Source organism: Amycolatopsis oliviviridis, assembly GCF_014654365.1.
GTDB lineage: Bacteria > Actinomycetota > Actinomycetes > Mycobacteriales > Pseudonocardiaceae > Amycolatopsis > Amycolatopsis oliviviridis.
In genome coordinates, this window is record NZ_BNAY01000001.1 from 402,574 (window position 1) to 420,396 (window position 17,823).

The 17,823-nt window shown below is 69.5% G+C and carries 11 protein-coding genes, 1 pseudogene and 1 riboswitch; of the genes and pseudogenes, 4 read left to right on the plus strand and 8 right to left on the minus strand.

Features of this window, described 5'->3' with window-relative positions; translation table 11 throughout:
- The first annotated feature begins 95 nt into the window (after positions 1-95).
- Positions 96-3,095 (plus strand): DEAD/DEAH box helicase, encoded by a 3,000-nt coding sequence (locus tag IE302_RS01410; protein WP_191250926.1) that lies wholly within the window; start codon positions 96-98, stop codon positions 3,093-3,095.
- Positions 3,088-3,789, plus strand: coding sequence for an SWIM zinc finger family protein (locus tag IE302_RS01415; RefSeq protein WP_191250928.1), 702 nt, complete (start codon positions 3,088-3,090; stop codon positions 3,787-3,789). The genes IE302_RS01410 and IE302_RS01415 overlap by 8 nt, the downstream gene beginning before the upstream one ends.
- Here IE302_RS01415 and IE302_RS01420 read toward each other — a convergent pair.
- From IE302_RS01420 to IE302_RS01445, 6 genes and pseudogenes are all read right to left on the minus strand, one after another.
- Entirely contained in the window at positions 3,780-4,559 is a 780-nt protein-coding gene (locus tag IE302_RS01420; protein WP_191250930.1) for an enoyl-CoA hydratase, read from the minus strand. The genes IE302_RS01415 and IE302_RS01420 overlap by 10 nt on opposite strands.
- The gene (gene mmsB / locus IE302_RS01425) at positions 4,556-5,440 is read right to left on the minus strand and encodes a 3-hydroxyisobutyrate dehydrogenase (protein WP_191250932.1); all 885 of its coding nucleotides are present in this window, start codon (positions 5,438-5,440) and stop codon (positions 4,556-4,558) included. Before mmsB ends, IE302_RS01420 begins: the two co-directional genes overlap by 4 nt.
- Entirely contained in the window at positions 5,437-6,465 is a 1,029-nt protein-coding gene (locus IE302_RS01430; RefSeq protein ID WP_191250934.1) for an enoyl-CoA hydratase/isomerase family protein, read from the minus strand. Before IE302_RS01430 ends, mmsB begins: the two co-directional genes overlap by 4 nt.
- Complete coding sequence (locus tag IE302_RS01435) at positions 6,462-7,601, minus strand: acyl-CoA dehydrogenase family protein (RefSeq protein ID WP_191250936.1); 1,140 nt, start codon at positions 7,599-7,601, stop codon at positions 6,462-6,464. The genes IE302_RS01430 and IE302_RS01435 overlap by 4 nt, the downstream gene beginning before the upstream one ends.
- A 7-nt stretch (positions 7,602-7,608) precedes the next feature.
- A complete protein-coding gene (locus IE302_RS01440) occupies positions 7,609-9,108 on the minus strand; it encodes a CoA-acylating methylmalonate-semialdehyde dehydrogenase (RefSeq protein ID WP_191250938.1) in 1,500 nt (499 codons plus the stop codon).
- Between the two features lie 158 nt (positions 9,109-9,266).
- A riboswitch (cobalamin riboswitch) is annotated at positions 9,267-9,452 on the minus strand.
- Between the two features lie 25 nt (positions 9,453-9,477).
- Positions 9,478-10,002 (minus strand): annotated as a pseudogene (locus IE302_RS01445) (short-chain fatty acyl-CoA regulator family protein); the annotation flags it as partial.
- A 264-nt stretch (positions 10,003-10,266) separates the two neighbouring features.
- On the opposite strand from IE302_RS01445, the gene IE302_RS01450 reads away from it, so the two are divergent.
- Positions 10,267-11,907 (plus strand): DUF885 domain-containing protein, encoded by a 1,641-nt coding sequence (locus IE302_RS01450; protein WP_191250940.1) that lies wholly within the window; start codon positions 10,267-10,269, stop codon positions 11,905-11,907.
- Between the two features lie 260 nt (positions 11,908-12,167).
- Here the strand turns inward: IE302_RS01450 and IE302_RS01455 are convergent, their stop codons facing one another.
- Positions 12,168-13,130, minus strand: coding sequence for an amidohydrolase family protein (locus IE302_RS01455; protein WP_191250942.1), 963 nt, complete (start codon positions 13,128-13,130; stop codon positions 12,168-12,170).
- A 124-nt stretch (positions 13,131-13,254) separates the two neighbouring features.
- Positions 13,255-15,777, minus strand: a complete 2,523-nt coding sequence (locus tag IE302_RS01460) for a LamG-like jellyroll fold domain-containing protein (protein ID WP_373307878.1) — start codon at positions 15,775-15,777, stop codon at positions 13,255-13,257.
- 449 nt (positions 15,778-16,226) lie between these two features.
- On the opposite strand from IE302_RS01460, the gene IE302_RS01465 reads away from it, so the two are divergent.
- Entirely contained in the window at positions 16,227-17,810 is a 1,584-nt protein-coding gene (locus IE302_RS01465) for an FAD-binding oxidoreductase (RefSeq protein WP_191250944.1), read from the plus strand.
- The last annotated feature ends 13 nt before the right edge of the window (positions 17,811-17,823 follow it).

The window sequence follows — 17,823 nt, forward strand, 5'->3', positions numbered from 1 at the left end:
GCATCTCCGCCTAGCTACACGATGGTGTGACCCTCGCTGACCGGACGCTGATCGGCGCCGGGCATGCTGGAGGGACAGACCGCGAAAGGGGGACCATGACGCCACTCGTCGTGCACGGGCTGTGGTCCCGTGGCCGCGGGATCGTGCTGTGGGGCGAACACGGCGACCGGCCGGCGACGACATCGATGCGGCCGTCGAGCGCGGCCCGGCCGCATCCGTTCGCCGCGTCGGTCGCGGATCTGACCGCGCTGCACCCCGGCAAGCCGGCGTCGGCCGTCCTGCTGTTGCCGTCGCGGCGCGGTGGTCCGGTCGCCTCGCCCGAACTCGGCTCACGCGGCAGGCCGCAGCAGCAGGAACTCACGCTGGAACCCTGGTCGGTACCGGCGCTCCTGATCGACCCCTCCGAGCTCGGAGACCTGGCCGACACGGTCGGCTACGGCACTTCCGTCCGCCACCTCCGCGCCGTCGTCCGGCTGGCGGACGACCTGGTGCGGCGCGGCCGGGTGCTCCCCACACTCGTGCGGAACGAGATCGTGGCGCGGGCGCGCTGGCGGCCGGTGGCCCGGGGCGGCGACGCGGTCAGGCTTCGCGCCCTGATCGCGGCCACCCCGCCGGTCGGACGGGCCGAACACCCCGGACCGGCTCCGGCGGCGCTCGTCACCGACGCGCTCCACACGCTGGTCGACGCCGCCGTCCGCGATCGGCTGGCGGCCGCCGGTCACGCCACGGAGAGCGACGGGCGCGAAGGGCCGTTCGGATCGTGGCTTCACGCGCTCAAGAGCGCCGACGACCGGATCGGCCAAGCGCCGGGACGCATGGGGATCGTCGCCGAAGGTATCGCGGCGTGGGACGAGGTCGGCGACACCGACCTCACCGAGGGCACGGTCTGCTTCCGGCTCGACGAGGTCCCCACGCTGTACGGGCCGGTCGACGACCCGGACGACCAGACCGGCGACGGAACCAAGTGGCAGCTGCGTTTCCTCCTGCGTTCCGCGGCCGATCCCAGCCTCCTGCTCCCGGCCGAAGACGTCTGGTCCGGCAAGGCGGGCGCGAAGTTCACCGACCCCGAAGGCCTGTTCACCGCCGAGCTGGAGCGAGCCGCGGGAGTGCTGCCGCTGCTCGGCCCGGCGGTCGAGGCCGGGAAGCCGGGCATCTACGACCTCACCGTCGCCGAGACCGTGGAGTTCCTCGACGGCGGCGCGGAACAGCTGACCGCGGCCGGCTTCGACGTCCAGCTCCCGGCGAGCTGGGGTGGCAGGCGGAAGCTCGCGCTCAAGCTGTCCGTCCGCGGCGCACCCGTCGACCAGGCCGCGGTGCACCGGCTCGGCCGTCATCAGCTCGCCTCCTACCGCTGGGCGCTCGCCGTCGGCGAGGACGCCCTGACCGACGAAGAACTCGCCGGGCTCGCCGCCGCGAAGTCGTCGCTGGTGCGGCTGCGCGGCCGCTGGGTGAGCGTGGACCCCGAACTGCTGCGCGCCGGTCTCGAATACCTCCGCCGCGACCCGGACCGCGAGAAACCGCCGCTGCCCACGTCCGCCGACCTGCTGGCCCTGCTCCGCGGCGGCTTCGAAACGCCGCTGCCGGTCACCGAAGTCACCACCGACGGCTGGATCGACGACTTCCTCGCCGGACGGGTCCAGCGCACCATCGAGCCGGTCGAGCCGCCGCCGACGTTCCTGGCGACCCTGCGGCCCTACCAGAACCGTGGTGTCGCCTGGCTTTCGTTCATGGCGTCCATCGGGCTCGGTGACTGCCTCGCCGACGACATGGGGCTCGGCAAGACCGTCCAGCTGCTCGCGCTCGAAGCCATCGAGCGGGCACAAGGTGAGACCGGGCCGACGTTGCTCGTCTGCCCGATGTCGCTGCTCGGGACCTGGCAGCGCGAAGCGGCCAAGTTCGCGCCGGAGCTGCGCGTGCGCATCCATCACGGTGCCGACCGTGGTCACGCGCGCGCCGAGGGCGCGGATCTCGTCGTCACCACCTACTCGACGGCCGCCCGTGACGCGGACGAGCTCGCGGGCATCCGATGGCACCGGCTCGTGCTCGACGAGGCGCAGGCGGTCAAGAACCAGAACACCGGGCCGGCGCAGGCTTTGCGGCGGATCCCCGCCGCTCACCGGGTCGCGCTCACGGGGACACCGGTGGAAAACCGGCTCGCCGATCTGTGGGCGCTCTCGGATCTGCTCAACCCCGGCGTCCTCGGTGGCAGGCAAGAGTTCCGCGAGCGGTTCGAAGTGCCCATCGAGCGCCGGGGCGATCTCGCCGCGGCCACCGAGCTGCGCCGCTTGACCCGGCCGTTCCTGTTACGGCGCCTCAAAACCGATCCCACCGTGCTCGCCGACCTGCCCGAGAAGATCGAGATCCTCCAGGAATACCGCCTCACCCGCGAGCAGGTGACGCTGTACCGCGCGACCGTCGACGAGATGATGACGAAGATCGCCGACAGCGCCGGGGTCAAACGGCGCGGCAACATCCTCGCGGCGATCACCAAGCTCAAGCAGATCTGCAACCACCCCGCGCATCTGCTGCACGACGGTTCGCCGATCGGAGTCCGGTCCGGCAAGGTCAACCGGCTCGAAGAACTCCTGGTGGAGATCCTGGATTCGGGCGACCGCGCGTTGTGCTTCACCCAGTTCGCCGAGTTCGGGCATCTGCTGGTGCCGCATCTTTCGAACAGGCTGAACGTGAAGATCGCCTTCCTGCACGGCGGGTTGTCGCAGCGGCGCCGTGACTCGATCGTCGAGCATTTCCAGTCCGGTGAGGGCCCGTCGATCCTGCTCGCGTCGCTGAAGACCGGGGGAGCGGGATTGACGCTCACCGCGGCCACGCACGTCCTGCATCTGGACCGGTGGTGGAATCCGGCGGTCGAGGACCAGGCCACCGACCGCGCCTTCCGCATCGGCCAGCGCAACAGTGTCCAGGTGCGGAAGTTCGTCTGCCCCGGCACCATCGAGGAACGGATCGACGCGGTCATCACGAAGAAGGAAGCGCTGGCCGACCTCGTCGTCACCGACGGGGAGGACTGGCTCACGGAGCTGTCCACCGACTCGTTGCGCGAGGTCTTCGCGCTGGGACGGGAGGCGGCCGATGACTGACGGATTCCGCCGGGCACTAGACGATCTCGGTGTCCACAAAGGACTCGTGCCGCCGTGCCGGGTCGACACCCTCACGATCGGGCCAGGCGCCGCCGTCGCCCGGGTCCGCGTGACGCGGCAACGGTTCTACGACGTCCGCGTCGGGCTTCCGACGTTCGGCAAACAGGTGTGGACGGCGTTCGTCGCCGCGGTCGTCGCGGACGAGGCCACGACGACGGCTCTGCTCGACGGCCGGGTGCCGGATGGCATCGAAGGCATTTTCGCGGCGGAGCAGGTGCCGTTGTTCCCCGAGGCGGGATGGGAACTGTCGCTGGACTGCACCTGTCCGGGCACTCGCGTCCCCTGCGACCACCTCGTCGCGGGCCTGATCGCCCTCGAAGAGGACGAAGATCCGTTCTCGATCTTCGCCCTCCGAGGGCGGGACCGCACGACGTTGCTCGAAGAGATCGGACGGCAGGCGGGCGCCCGGGTGACGGCCCCGTCGGCGGAAGACGGGACGCCCGGCCTCGACGAGGTCATGGAGGACTTCTTCGGCTGGGGTCCGGCCGGGGACGTCACGAACACGCGACGCCCACCGGCCGGCGACCCGCTGGGACTGCTCGACGAGGTCCCGCCACTCAAGTCCACAGTGGACGGAACCTCGGTGACCGATCTGCTGCGACCGCTCTACCGGTCGCTCACCGGTCAGGAGTGAAGGAACTTCGGCTCGCGCTTCTCGGTGAACGCGGCCATCCCTTCCTTCTGGTCCTGGGTGGCGAAGGTGCCGTGGAACAGACGCCGTTCGAACCGGAGCCCGTCGGCCAGCCCGGACTCGAAAGCCTGGTTCACCGCCTCCTTGACCATCATCGCGGCGGGACGCGACATGCTCGCGATCTTCGCCGCGACCGCCAGGGCGTCGTCGAGCAGGCCTTCGGTGGGGACGACCCGGGAGACGAGCCCGGACCGCTCGGCCTCGGCGGCGTCGATCATGCGGCCGGTGAGGCACAGGTCCATCGCCTTGGCCTTGCCGATCGCCCGGGTCAGCCGCTGGGAGCCGCCCATGCCGGGGATGACGCCGAGGGTGATCTCCGGCTGGCCGAACTTGGCGTTCTCGGCCGCGATCAGGACGTCGCACATCATGGCCAGTTCGCAGCCGCCGCCGAGCGCGTACCCGGAGACGGCGGCGATCAGCGGGACACGGACGCGGGAAAGCGCGTCCCAGCCCGCGAACCAGTCGGCCGCGTAGACGTCACTGAACGACTGCGGCTGCATCTCCTTGATGTCCGCGCCGGCCGCGAAGGCCTTGGCGGAACCGGTGAGCACGATCGCGCCGACGTCGGGATCCTGGCCGAGTTCGGCTGCCGCGCCGGTGATCTCCCGCATGGCCCGCAGGTTCAGCGCGTTGAGCGCCTTGGGCCGGTCGAGCGTGATCAGGGCGACTCGGTCGAGGGGACGCCCGACGGTGATGGTCTCGTAATCGCTCATGCGGTTTCCTTGGTGAGGAGGCCGTCGCGGACGGCGGTGATGATGGCGGAGAAGTCCCGGCCGGGACCGTCCTGCTCGACGAACGCCGCGTAGAGTTCCGCGGCCCTCGTGCCGAGCAGGGTGGCGACGTCGTTGTCCCGGGCGGCCGATTCGGCCAGGCGCAGGTCTTTCAGCATCAGGCCGCTGGCGAATCCGCCGGTGTACCCGCGGTTGGCGGGACTGGCAGGCACGGGACCGGGCACCGGGCAGTTGGTGGTCAGGGCCCAGCACTGCCCGGACGCGGTCGAGGCGACGTCGAACAGCGCCTGAGGGGTGAGGCCGAGCTCCTCGCCGAGGGCGAACGCCTCCGAGACGGCGATCATCGAGACGCCGAGGATCATGTTGTTGCAGATCTTCGCCGCCTGACCGGCGCCGGATGAGCCACAGTGGATCGCCCTGGCGCCCATGACGGCCAGGAACGGCTCGGCGGCGGCGAACGCCCGCGGGTCGCCGCCGACCATGAACGTCAGTGTTCCGGCTTCGGCGCCGACCACACCGCCGGACACCGGGGCGTCGACGGCGCGGTGACCGGCCGCTGTGACCAGCTCGGCCGCCTGACGGGCATCGGCGACGTCGATGGTGGAGCAATCGACGAACAGCGTCCCGGGCCGTGCCGACGGCAGGATCTCGTGATAGCAGTCGAGGACATGCTTGCCACTGGGCAGCATCGTGAGGACGACGTCCGCCGCCGCGACGGTCGCGCTCGCGCTGTCGAACCTGGCCACCCCTGCGGAGCGGGCGCCGGGAGCGGGGTCGTAGCCGTGGACGGTCTCACCGGACTTGACGAGGTTGGCCGCCATCGGGCCGCCCATGTTGCCCAGGCCGAGGAAGGCGATCGTCATCGGGCCACCCACTCGGCGTCGCCGAGATCGGCGAAGTAGGCGTCGACCAGCTTGTCGTCCACTTCGGACAGGGTGGCGGGGGACCACTTCGGGGAGCGGTCCTTGTCGATGATCTGCGCCCGGATGCCCTCGGCGAACTCGGGCGAGGACAGCGCGTGGGTCGAGATTCGGAACTCCTGCGCCAGCACGGTTTCCAGATCGAGCAGGTCCGCGGCGGTGCGGAGCGCCCGCAGGGTCACCTTCAGCGAGGTGGGCGACTTCGCCTCGATCTCCTTGGCGGCGGTGGCCGCCGCGTCTCCGCCCGCGTGGAGCCGGGCCAGGATCTCCTCGACCGTGTCCGCCGCGTAGCACCGGTCGATCCAGTCGGCGTCCTCGGCCAGCGCGCTCGGCGGCGCGGGTTCGGAGATCAGCTCCAGCGCGGTGTCCGGGGTCCGGGACGCGAGCGCGTCGAGCAGGTCCGGGATCTTCTCGCTGGACACGAAGTGATCGGCGAGTCCACAGTGGATCGCGTCGGCGCCCGAGATCGACCCGGCGGTGAGCGCGATGTGCGTGCCGAGTTCACCCGGCGTCCGGGACAGCAGGTACGTGCCGCCGACGTCGGGGACGAAGCCGATGCCGGTCTCGGGCATGCCGACGCGGGAGCGTTCGGTGACGATCCGGTGGCTGCCGTGCGCGGAGACGCCGACCCCGCCGCCCATCACGAGCCCGTCCATGAGCGCGAGGTACGGCTTGGGGTAGCGCGAGATGAGCGCGTTCAGCCGGTACTCGTCGGCCCAGAACTTCAGCGACGAGGTGCCGCCGGTGCGGGCGTCCTCGTAAATGGCGCGGATGTCGCCGCCCGCGCAGAGCCCACGGTCGCCGGCGCCGTCGATGAGCACGGCGCGGACCGCCGGGTCGGAGCGCCACGCTTCGAGGTGGTCGAGCATGGCGAGGACCATGTCGTGGTTCAGCGAGTTCAGCGCTCGCGGCCGGTTCAGCGTGATCCGGCCGATTCCACTGTGGACGAGGAACTGGACGTCGTTCACGAAGCCTCCTGCAGCATCCGGCGCGAGATGATCACGCGCATGATTTCATTGGTCCCTTCGAGGATCTGGTGCACCCGCAGGTCGCGGACGATCTTCTCCAGTCCGTACTCGGCGAGGTAGCCGTAGCCGCCGTGCAGCTGCAGCGCCTGGTTGGCCACCTCGAACCCGGTGTCGGTGCAGAAGCGCTTCGCCATAGCCGAAAGCTGGGTCGCGGTGTCCTCGCCGTGGTCGAGCGCGTCCGCGGCCCGCCAGAGCAGGGTGCGGGCGGCTTCGAGATCGGTGCGCATGTCGGCCAGCCGGAACTGCAACGCCTGCTTCTCCGAGAGCTTCTCGCCGAACGCGGAACGCTCCGAGAGATGCCGGACGGCCATGCCGAGCGCGGCTTCCGCACCGCCGAGGGAGCAGGCCGAGATGTTGAGCCTGCCGCCGTCCAGCGCGGACATCGCGACGCGGAACCCGCTGCCTTCGCCACCGAGCAGCGCGGACGCCGGGACGCGGGCGCCCTCGAAGATCACCTGCCGGGTGGGCTGGGCGTTCCAGCCCATCTTGATCTCGTTGGGACCGAAGGAAACCCCGGGCGTGTCCCGATCGACGATGAACGCCGAGATCCCCCGTGCGCCGGGGCCACCGGTCCGGGCGAGCACGACGTGGACGTCCGAGGTGCCCGCGCCGGAAATGAACTGCTTGACCCCGTCGAGTACGTACTCGTCGCCGTCGCGGCGGGCGCGGGTGGAGAGCGCGGCCGCGTCGGAACCGGCGTCGGGCTCGGTGAGGCAGTAGCTGCCGAGATCGTCCATCGTGGACATTCGTGGCAGGTACCGGTGCCGCTGGGCGTCGTCACCGAATCTGTCGATCATGGTCGCGACCATGTTGTGGATGGAGATGTAAGCCGCCAGTGAGGGGCAACCGGTGGCGAGCGCCTCGAAGACGAGGACGCCGTCGAGCCTTCCGAGCGCGGAGCCTCCGAGGTCTTCCGGCAGATAGACACCGCCCATGCCCAGCTGGGCGGCCTTGCGCAGGACGTCGACCGGGAAGTGCTTGGCCTGGTCCCATTCGATCGCGTGCGGGGCGAGGTGTTCCGCGGCGAACTCCGCCGCGGTCTCGCGCAGGGCGCGCTGTTCGTCGGTCAGTCTCATCGCGGCCTCAGCTCATCGTCGGGATGACGAAGCTGGCGCCTTCCTTGGTACCGGAAGGCCAGCGCGAAGTGACCGTCTTGGTCTTGGTGTAGAAGCGGATCGAGTCCGGCCCGTGCTGGTTGAGATCGCCGAAACCGGAGCGCTTCCAGCCGCCGAAGGTGTGATAGGCGATCGGCACCGGGATGGGCACGTTGACCCCGACCATGCCGGTGTTCACCCGTGAGGTGAAGTCGCGGGCGGTGTCGCCGTCGCGGGTGAAGATCGCGACGCCGTTGCCGTACTCGTGCTCGCTGGGCAGCCGCAGCGCTTCCTCGTAGTGGGCCGCGCGGACGATCGACAGCACCGGTCCGAAGATTTCCTCGCGGTAGATCCGCATGTCGGTGGTGACGTGGTCGAACAGGCAGCCGCCGAGGAAGAAACCGTTCTCGTGACCGTCCACGGTGGTGCCGCGGCCGTCGACGAGCAACTTCGCCCCTTCGGCGATACCGACGTCGATGTAGTCGCGGACGCGCTGGACGGCCTCGGCGGTCACCAGCGGCCCGAAGTCGGCCGTGTCATCGAGCGACGCACCGACCTTCAACGTCTTGACGCGTTCGGTCAGCCGGGCGGCCAGCGCGTCGGCGGTGGCCTCACCGACCGGGACGGCGACCGAGATCGCCATGCAGCGTTCGCCTGCGGAGCCGTAGCCTGCGCCGATCAGCGCGTCGACGACCTGGTCGAGATCGGCGTCCGGCATCACGATCATGTGGTTCTTGGCGCCACCGAAGCATTGCGCGCGCTTCCCGTGCGCGGCCGCGGTGGTGTAGATGTACTCGGCGATCGACGACGAGCCGACGAAGCCGACGGCCTCGACGCGGGGATCGGTCAGCAGCGCGTCCACGGCCTCTTTGTCACCGTTGACCACGTTGAACACCCCCGGCGGCAGACCGGCTTCGAGGAAGAGCTCGGCCAGCCGCAGCGGTACCGACGGGTCGCGTTCGGACGGCTTGAGCACGAAGGCGTTCCCGCAGGCGATCGCCGGGGCGGCCTTCCACAGCGGGATCATCGCGGGGAAGTTGAACGGGGTGATCCCGGCGACCACGCCGAGCGGCTGCCGCATCGAGTAGACGTCGATGCCGGTACCCGCGCTGTCGCTGTACTCGCCCTTGAGCAGATGGGGGATGCCGATGGCGAACTCGACCACTTCGAGACCGCGCTGGATGTCGCCGCGGGCGTCGGGGACGGTCTTGCCGTGCTCCGAGGCGAGCAGGCGGGCGAGGGAGTCCTCCTCGGCGCGGACGAGGTCGACGAACTTCATCAGCACCCGGGCGCGCTTCTGCGGGTTCCAACGAGCCCAGTCGAGCTGGGCCTGCGCCGCGTCGGCGACCACGCCGGCGACCTCGGCGGCCGAGGCGAGCGGGACGCGGGCCTGGACGGCGCCGGTGCTGGGGTCGAAGACGTCGGCGAAGCGACCGGAGGTCCCCGGTACCGGCTTGCCGCCGACGAAGTGACTGAGTTCGGTGCTCATGGCTGCCCTTTCCGAAAGTGCGCAGGACGGAGCCGCCCGGGACCACGATCGGCGGCCGGGCAGGGGAGTACGGACGACTTACCGCCGGGGTGGTGGCGGGTCGGCGACTTTCGCGCAGGCAGGAAGAATCCGCATGCGTTCAGCTCCATCCTCGTGGACGAACGTGGACATCTGCGGCCGGTATCCTGGCTCCCGGATCCGCGGCGGCTCCGGCCTTCCCGGCTCGCGCCAGTGGCCTTCTCTGCGGGAGCGCCGCTCCCCGGTCACAGTGGCGGGACCGCACCGGATTCTCACCGGCTTCCCTGCACCGCAGACCTGTGGACACCATAAAGTAGGAAGTCCGACTATGTCGAGGTTGTGGCGTACGCCTCAGCCGAGCGGCGGGTAGGGCAGCAGGCTGGAGGAATGCTCGTCGACCCGCATCGGCTTCCCGATCGCGGGGAAGGCCCGCTGGGGGCACGCGGGCCGCTCGCAGACCTTGCAGCCCATGCCGATCGGGGTGACGGCCGCGCCGGTACCGAGCGCGAGACCGTCGGAATAGACGAGCCGTTTCGCGTGCCGGAGTTCGCAGCCGAGCCCGATCGCGAACGTCTTGCCGGGGTCGCCGTGCCCGTCCGCGGCGCGGGAGACGGTACGGGCGAGCCAGAAGTACTTCTTGCCGTCCGGGAGTTCGGCGATCTAGGTGTGAATCCGGCCCGGTGCGCCGAACGCTTCGTAGACGATCCACAGTGGACATGAACCGCCGACGCGGGAGAAGTGGAATCCGGTGGCGGACTGGCGTTTCGAGATGTTGCCCGCGCGATCGACCCGGACGAACGAGAAAGGCACGCCGCGCGTGCCCGGACGCTGCAAAGTGGACAGTCGATGGCAGATCGTTTCGAAGCCGACGCCGAAGCCTGACTCGCGACGGCGTTGGCGGAGAAGCGCAAGATCATGGGCTTCGGGTACCACCTGCTCGACCTGTACGAAGCGCTCGCCCGCGCGATGTACGACGCGAAGGGGTTGCACCCGAACCTGGACTACCCCGCGGGCCCGGCGTACCACCAGCCTCATCCGGCCGTCGAGTGCGTACACCGGACCCACCGAACGGGTGGTCGGCCTGGTCGGATAACGGGAAAACGCCAGCGGGAAACGGATCCGGTCTGGTAGGTGTCGGTTATGAGTAAAGAGCCGACAGCTGGGGAGTTGGCGGATGAACTCCTCGACCTCCTCGCGACCGAAATGCCTTTGATGGCGACCTTCGACAACATTCCCGGGCACGACCACGAGTTACGGGACGTCTCCGAAGCCGGTGACGCCCGGCTGAGGGAACGGGCCGTCCGGATCGCCGGACTCGCCGCCCGCTCCACGGATCCGGACCGGATCACGCTCGGCGTCATCGCCCACCACACGGAATCGCTCCTGACCAGGCTGGACGCGCGGCCGAGCGAGTACACCCTCGCCGATCCGATGGTGGCCGAGGGCGTCGGGGTGCTGTCCTGGCTTCCGCAGCTGGCGCCGTCGGGCGAGCAGGCGGAGGAGGATCATCTGACGCGGCTGGCGGCGTTCCCGGACTTCTTCGCGGCGCTGGCGGATCGGCACCGCGCCGGGATCGAGAGCGGCCGGACGCCGGTGGAACGTGCGGTGCGCAACGCCGTCGAGTACCTCGACCGGTTCCTGGCCGCCGAGCCCAACCCGCTGCTGGTGCCGCCGCTGACCGGCGACCGCGTCGAGCGACGGGAACGGATCTTCACCGAAAAGGTGCGGCCGGCGCTCGCCGCCTATCGCGACATGCTCGCCCGCGAGATCGCCGGGCACGGCCGTCCCGACGACCGGCCCGGGCTCTGCTGGCTGGAGGGTGGCAAGGAGACCTACGCGGGGTTGCTCAAGACGCACACCACCACCGGGGTCTCCGCGGCGGAGCTTCACGAGACGGGCCTCGCGATCGGACGGGCGCTGGACGAGGAGTACCGGCGGCTCGGCGCCGCCGTGTTCGGCGAAGACGATCCCGTCGCGATCCGGCGGCGGCTGCGCACCGATCCGTCGCTGCGGTGGCGGGACGCGGACGAGATGATCACGACCGCGACGGAAGCGGTCGCGCGGGCCACGGCCGCCGCGCCCGGCTGGTTCCGCCGGGTGCCGTCCGCCGAATGCGTCGTCCGCGCGGTGCCGGAGGCGGACGGGCCGTCCGCCGCGCAGGCGTACTACATGCCGCCGTCGGCCGACGGCAGCCGTCCCGGTGTCTACTCCACCAACGCCTACCGGGTGACCGAGCGATTCCGGTTCATCGCCGAGTCCGTCGCCTTCCACGAAGCCGTTCCAGGACACCACTTCCAGGCTTGTGTGTCCTTCGAGCTCGAAGGGGTTCCGCAGCTGCGCAAGCTCGTCCCGCTCTCGGCGTTCGACGAGGGCTGGGCGCTCTACACCGAGCGGCTCGCCGACGAAATGGGGCTCTACTCCGACGATCTGATGCGGCTGGGCATGGTCGCGGAGGATTCCTTGCGGGCAGCGCGGCTCGTCGTCGACACCGGACTGCACGCGCTGGGCTGGACCAGGCAGCAATGCGTGGACTACCTCACCGAGCATTGCGTGCTCAGCGACGTCGAGGTGCGGTCCGAGACCGACCGGTACATCGACTGGCCCGGCCAGGCGTTGTCGTACATGACGGGCAGGCTGGAGATCCAGCGTTTGCGCGCGTTCGCCGAGGAGCGGCTGGGTGAGGCCTTCGACATCCGCGACTTCCACGACGTCGTGCTGAGGCACGGGCAGGTGCCGCTACCTGTGCTCGGCGAGGTCGTGCGGGAGTGGGTGGGGTCGTGAGTGGTAAGTGCCGTTAGTGCGGACCAGCGTTTACCGACCTATGCCTGACCTGCGCGAGGGTGGCGGTTCAGCGGCCGCCGGGCTCGACGGTGAAGGAATCAGGGCAGTGTTGTGAAGGCCACTTTCGCAACCTTCAACGTTGTGAAGGTGGCTTTCACAACATCCGAGGCCGTCATGCACGCGAGCGAGCATGACGCCTTTGCTGTACCCCTCAATAGAACGACACTTACCACTCACGACCCACTCGGCCGGTACGAGGCTTACTTGAGCTTCAGGAGCTTTTCGACGTTGCCGTGCGCGATCTTCTCGCGGTCGGCTTCGTCGATCGGCGCCGTCTTGAGCAGATTCACCATCGGCTCGTTCGGGGTGTACGGGTGGTCGACCGAGAAGATGATCCGATCGGCCCCGAGTACGGCCAGCGCGCACTGCAGCGGCGGGAAAGTCGCGTAGCCACTGGTGGTGATGTGCACGTTGGTCTTGAAATAGTCCGCGACCGGCTGGCGCAGCTGCTCGTTGATCGGCGTCAGCACGACGTCGATCCGCGACAGCGCGAACGGGATCATCTCGCCCATGTGACCGATGATGATCTGCAGGTCCGGGTACTCGTCGAGGACGCCGGACACGATCAGCCGCAGCAGGTGCAGCGCGGTCTCCGAATGCCAGCCCCACGCCGCGGTGGCGAGGTTGTCGGCCTGGAGGTCGGACAGGCCGGAGAAGTAGGCGTCCAGCACGGGTTTCGGCGGGAGTGCCGGATGCAGGTAGAGCGGGACGCGGAGCGCTTCGGCGGCGGCGAGCACCGGCTGGAACGCCGCGTCGTCCAGGAATCGCCCGGTGGTCAGGCCGTTGAGCATCGCGCCCTTCAGGCCGAGTTCCTCGACGGCGCGGCGGAGTTCGTCGGCCGCCGCGTCCGGCGCCTGGATCGGCAGGGCGGCGAAACCGGCGAACCGGTCGGGATGGTGGGAGATCGCGTCGGCGAGCGCGTCGTTCGCCTGGCTCGCCCGATGCGCTTCCTCCGGCTTCAACGCCTCCGCGCCGGGGACGGCGTGGGACAGGACCTGGACGTCGATGCCCGCCGCGTCCATCTCCGCGATCCGGCCGCGTCCGAGGTCGCGGAGCTTCTTGCGGATCCCCACCATGATCGGGTGATCGCCCAGTTCACCCTCGCCTTCCTCGTTGTACAAGGTCGGATGGATGAAATGCTCTTCGATGGCGATGACCTTCAAGTCGATCCCTCCACGCGGACGATCACGGAATTCCTCGTCCAGTCTTCTCGTTCCGCGCGGAATCCGGATCTTCCTTCGTGCCGAACACGCGGCGCCGGGGCACCCCGGCGCCGCGTGATCGGGATCAGTCGCGCTTCGCCAGCGTCGAGACCTCGGCGTCGGACAGCGGCCGGTCGTAGAACCGGACGTCGTCCACCGCGCCGCGCAGGAAGTCGACCTGCTGACCGCCATACTGACCGCGGCCGATCACCGTGTGCCCCGTGCTCGGAGCGGCGGAGCAGGCGTTCTGCGAGGCGACCTTCTTGCCGTCGACGTACAGCGACAACGTGCCAGCCTTCGCGTCACGGACACCGGTCAGGTGGTACCACTTGCCGACTTCCGGCTTCTCCGGCGACAGGGCACGGAGACCGACGAAGCTCATCGCCCACCGCTGGTCCTGCCCGGAGTACTGCAGGAAGAACGCGCTGTCGCGGCCGGTGTCCTGGCTGACGACGGTCTGGAACGCGCCACCGGCCTCGTCCAGCTTCGCCCACGCCGAGACCGAGTAGCTGCCCGCCGTGTTGACGAGGGCCGCCCCGGTGTCGGCCTGGCCGTTGCCGGCGAAGGCCAGCGCGCCGCCCTCGACACCGCCTGCCCACTGCGTGTTGGTCAGCGTGGCGTTCGCGGTGCCGACCGAGTCGGCGGCGCTGGATCCCGTGCCCTCGTCGAACTTGTAGGCGTGCACGCCGGCGATCCCCGGGGTGCCGGGGCCCGGGTCGGGTGCGCCGGAACCGCTGCCGTCGGCGTTGCGGATGATGGCCTGGTTGACCGCGCGCACCTGCGCGAAGTCCATCTTCTTCACCTGCCTGTCGTAGGTGAAGAAGCCGTTGACCTCGTGCTCGACGTCGGTGATCTGCGTGTAGATCGAGCCGCTGATGCCGCAGCTCTGCGCCGAGGCGAGTACGTCGCGCTGGTTCTGGACGTAGCGGCTGTTCAGCGTCGCCTGGTCCTTCACCATCTCGTAGGCGTGACCTTCGCCGAACCACATGTGGTCCTTGACCTCGAGGCCGTAACCGCCGTGTTCGCCGTCGATCGAGATCCGCTTGCCGTCCGGCATCGGCTTCGCCGGACCGGGGTAGGAGTGCCAGTCGAGGACGTCACCTTTGCCGGAGTCGCCCAGCGAGTCGCAGCAGTTGACGCCGCTGTGCGCGTTGACCAGCCGGGTCGGGTCCTGCGCCTTGACGCTTTCGGCGACCTTCCCGGTCTCCTCGCGCGACCACTCGGCCCAGCCCTCGTTGAACGGCACGTAGCCGACGATCGAGGTCCAGTTCTTCTTCTGCTCCACCAGTTCCTTCAGTTCGGCCTTGAACTGCTGCTGGGCGTCGACGGGCGGACGGCCACCGGTGCGCATCGACGGCATGTCCTGCCAGACGAGCAGGCCGAGCTTGTCGGCGTGGTGGTACCAGCGGTCGGGCTCGGTCTTGATGTGCTTGCGGACCGTGTTGAAGCCGAGGACCTTGTGCTGTTCGAGGTCGAAGCGCAGCGCCTGGTCGGTCGGCGCGGTGTAGATGCCGTCCGGCCAGTACCCCTGGTCCAAAGTGGACTGGAGGAAGAGGATCTTGCCGTTGAGGGTGAACCGGAGTTTGCCGTCGGCGCCCTTCGTGGTGCCGTACTCACGCATGCCGAAGTACGACGACACCTTGTCGACGGTGCGGCGGCCGTCCTTCAGCACGACGTCGAGGTCGTAGAGGAACGGCGAGTCCGGCGACCAGAGTTTCGCCTTGGGCACCGGCAGGGAGATCGTCCCGGCCGCCGACGCCGTGCTGCGGCTGACCACCTTCCTGCCGTCGCGGACCACGGCCTCGACGGTCAGCCCGGAGCCGCCGCCGGTGTCGACGGTGAGCTTGAGCGTGGAGGACTTGAGATCGGGGACCATGCCGAGCGTGCCGACGTGCTTGGCCGCGACCGGTTCCATCCACACCGTCTGCCAGATGCCCGAGGCGCCTTCGTAGAAGATGCCGCGGTCGGGGACGAGACGCTGCTTGCCGACGGGTTGCCAGGTCGCGTCGGCGCGGTCCTCGACGCCGACGATGATCTCCTGCTCTCCTTTGGCTTTCAGGGCCGACGTCACATCGGCGGAGAACGCGCCGTAGCCGCCCTGGTGCGCGGCCACCTCCTTGCCGTTGACCCAGACCTTCGCCTTGTAGTCGACGGCGCCGAAGTTGATCCGCAGGGTGTTGTCCCTGCCCACGTTCCAGTGCTTGGGCACGGTGAACGTGCGGCGGTACCACATGTAGTCCTCGTGCCGCTGGATCCCCGAAAGCGCCGATTCGGTGGGGTAGGGGACCAGGATCTTCTCGGCGAGCTTCTCGCCGATCGGCGGGATCTCGCCGGGCGCGGCGCCGGCGAACTCCCAGACCCCGTTGAGGTTCTGCCAGTTCTCGCGCACCAGTTGCGGCCGGGGGTACTCGGGCAACGCGTTGGTGGGCGAGACCTGGTCGGTCCACGGGGTGGTCAGGCGTGGCTTGCCCATCTTCCAGCCGCTCTCCGCGGCCGTCGCGGGTCCTGACGTCAGCGCCAAGGCGGCCAGGGCGGCCACCGCGGCGGTCAGGGGCTTCCGGAAGCGTCTCGGCTTCCGGGGGCGTGGTGGTGACAACGTTGGCAACATCTGCTCGACACCCTTCTCCGGGGGCGGCCGCCTCGGCGGAGGTGCGCCTCCCACTGGACCTGTGCAGGCGTGAAACCACGACCCCGTGGACGGTGGGAACCGGTGTGAGCCGGGCCACGGCTGGCCGTCAGGACGTTTTTACATCGTTGATACAACGTTGTAAAGCGTCGAAGGCCTCGAATCGGTCCTGGACGGCGGAGCTGTCCGGTGTGTCAGGGGGAGGCGAGTGCGGCGCGGACCCACCCCGACCGAGGCTCCGCCGCCACGCTCACCTACTTAAGCGCGTGAAGGCCCCCTTCCCGCGGCTCAGTCGAGGGAAGGGGGCCTTCACGCGCGGTCGTTGTGGTACCGCAAGCGGGGCGTGGGGTCGAACGTGGTGGGTGCCCACGTTGACACGGGATCTGACCGATAAGTAACTTACTGAAGAGTCAGATCGAAGGGAGGCGACGATGCCGACCGAGGAGCGGTCCTGGTGGGGCTGGGGCACCACCGACGGCGAACTGTCCAGGGAAGAGTCCGACGCGCTGGTCGCCCGCACGTCGGGTGTGTTGCCCGGGCACGACTTCACCGACCACGCCCCGCCGGAACCTTCGGAGCTCGACCTCCCGGCGCCGCGGATCCGCCCTCCCTCGACGCTCGCCGCGTTGTGCGGCGACGAACCCGTCGACCGGTTGTCCCACGCCCGGGGCAAGGCCTTCCGCGACGTCGTCCGCAATCTGCTCGGCCGGATCGACCACGTCCCGGATCTGGTCGCCCGCCCGCACACCGAACAGGACGTCGTCGACCTCCTCGACTGGTGCGCGGCCTCCGGCACCGCGCTGATTCCTTACGGTGGCGGCAGTTCCGTGGTCGGCGGGATCGAACCGCGATTCGATGGTCCGGCGGTGTCGATGGATCTGGCCTGCCTCGACACCGTGCTCGAAGTGGACACGGTCAGCCGCGCGGCCCGGATCCAGGCCGGGATCTTCGGGCCGGCGCTGGAAGACCGCCTTCGCCCGCTGGGACTGACCCTGCGGCACTTCCCGCAGTCGTTCGCCCACTCCACGCTCGGCGGCTGGCTCGCCACCCGCGCGGGCGGGCATTTCGCCACGCTCGCCACGCATATCGACGATCTCACCGAGTCGCTGCGCGTCGTCACCCCGGCCGGGATCAGCGAATCGCGGCGCCTTCCGGGATCGGGCGCCGGTCCTTCGCCGGACCGGATGTTCCTCGGCTCCGAAGGCACGCTCGGCGTGATCACCGAAGCCTGGATGCGGCTGCAGGACAGGCCGGTCTGGCAGGTCACCGCGTCGATCGCCTTCGAGCGTCAGGAAGACGCGGTCGCCGCCACCCGTGCGATCGCGCAGTCCGGGCTCCACCCGTCGAACTGCCGCCTCCTCGACCCGGCCGAGGCCTTCATCAACGCGGGCGCGAGCGTGGGCGGGGGATTGCTGCTGGTCGGGTTCGAGTCCGCCGACCATCCGGTCGACACGTGGCTGGAACGCGCACTCGAACTGACCGCGGGCCACGGCGGGGTCGTGAAAGCCAGGCGCGGCAAGGATTCCCCGGACCGGGACAGCGCCTCGACCTGGCGTTCGTCGTTCCTGCGGATGCCGTACCAGCGCGACGCCCTTGCCCGCCGGTCGCTGATCGTGGAGACCTTCGAGACCGCCTGCACCTGGGACGCCTTCGACGAGTTCCACGACGCGATCACGTCGGCGGCACGCGCCGCGATCGACGAGGTGTGCGGCGGCGCCGGCGTCGTCACCTGCCGCTTCACCCACGTCTATCCCGACGGTCCCGCGCCGTACTACGGGATCTACGCCGCCGGGCGCTGGGGGAGCACGGTCGCGCAGTGGGACGAGATCAAGGCCGCCGTCTCCGAGGCGATCGCGGGCCACGGCGGCACGATCACCCACCATCACGCCGTCGGCCGCGACCATCGGCCCTGGTACGACCGGCAGCGCCCCGATCCGTTCGCGGCCGCGCTCACCGCCGCCAAGACCGCCCTCGATCCGGCTGGCATCCTCAATCCCGGAGTGCTGATCCGCTGACCGAACCGGGAGA